Annotated in this window: 1 protein-coding gene; it reads left to right on the top strand. The window is 69.1% G+C overall.

Annotation, left to right across the window (positions count from 1 at the left end):
* Positions 1-65 precede the first annotated feature (65 nt).
* The gene (locus GXW71_RS34530; RefSeq protein ID WP_246527160.1) at positions 66-1,313 is read left to right on the top strand and encodes an integrase core domain-containing protein; all 1,248 of its coding nucleotides are present in this window, start codon (positions 66-68) and stop codon (positions 1,311-1,313) included.
* Positions 1,314-1,329: the final 16 nt, after the last annotated feature.

Here is a 1,329-nt window from a genome sequence, read left to right on the forward strand (position 1 = left end):
AGGGGGTCCGGACCGGGGACATAACTGACAGCTTGGACTGGGGAGATGGCTGACAGTGTTCAGTCATGGGCGGGGAGGACCTGCCTGTGCCTTGGGGATCGAGTGTGGTGGATAACCGGGTTCGGTTTGTGGTGTCGCTGGAGCGAGGCGAAGGGTCGGTGAGCGCGCTCTGCGAGAGGTACGGGATTAGCCGGGAAACCGGTCACAAGTGGCTTCGCCGGTGGCGAGAGGGTGGTTTTGAGGCGCTGCGAGACAGCTCGCGGTCGCCGCTGACCCGGCCGCAGGGCACGGCAGCGGCGGTGGTGGAAGCGCTGGTGGCGAAGCGTCGGGAGCGTCCGCACTGGGGTCCGCGGAAGCTCTTGGCGGTGCTGCGAGAGGAGCAGCCGGAGATGGCGTGGCCTGCGGCCTCGACGGCGGGGGAGTTGCTGAAGCGGGCGGGGTTGGTGGCGGCGCGACGGCGGGTTCGGCGAGCGGAGCCGCTGGAGCGCCCGTTTGCGGAGGCGGTGACCCCGAACGACGAGTGGGCGATCGACTTCAAGGGGTGGTTCCGGACTGGGGACGGTCGGCGGTGCGACCCGCTGACGGTGAGCGACACGGCGAGCCGGATGCTGCTGGAGTGTCGGATCATGGTGCCGCAGACGGCACCGGTTGCGGGGGCGTGCGAGCAGTTGTTCCGGTCGTTCGGGCTGCCGAGGCGGCTGCGGATGGACAATGGGACGCCGTTTGCGTCGCGGGGTGCTGCGGGGTTGACGCGGTTGTCGGTGGGATGGGCGAAGCTTGGCATCGAGTTGGCGCGGATCGAGCCGGGAGAGCCGTCGCAGAACGGCCGGCACGAGCGGATGCACGGAACGCTGCAACGGGAGACGGCGATGACGCCTGCGGCGAGCCTGGCGGCGCAGCAGGGGCGGTTCGACGCGTTCCGGCGGGAGTACAACGAAGAGCGTCCGCACGAGGGTCTGGGGCAGGTGCCGCCGGTGCGGCTGTGGCAGCCGTCGCCGCGGCCGTATCCGGGGCGGATCGCGGAGCCCTGGTATCCGGCGGACCACCAGGTGCGGCGAGTTCGTACCGACGGCACGATCAGGTGGCGCGGCGGTGGGCTGTTCATCAGTGAGGCGCTGACGGGCGAGCCGATTGGTCTGGTGGAGTTGGCGAGCGGCGACTGGCTGGCGCGGTTCATCGACATCGACCTCGGTGTCGTGGACCGTCGCGGTGAAAGTTTCCTGCCGTTTGCGGCGGCCCGACCGGGCCGCCGCAAACGGCAGGAACAAAACAAGGAGACTGTCAGCCATGTCTCCGGTCCAAACTGTCAGTGATGTCCCCGGCTAGACA

Origin of the sequence: Plastoroseomonas hellenica, assembly GCF_018129085.1 — a bacterium.
In the GTDB taxonomy this organism is placed as follows: domain Bacteria; phylum Pseudomonadota; class Alphaproteobacteria; order Acetobacterales; family Acetobacteraceae; genus Plastoroseomonas; species Plastoroseomonas hellenica.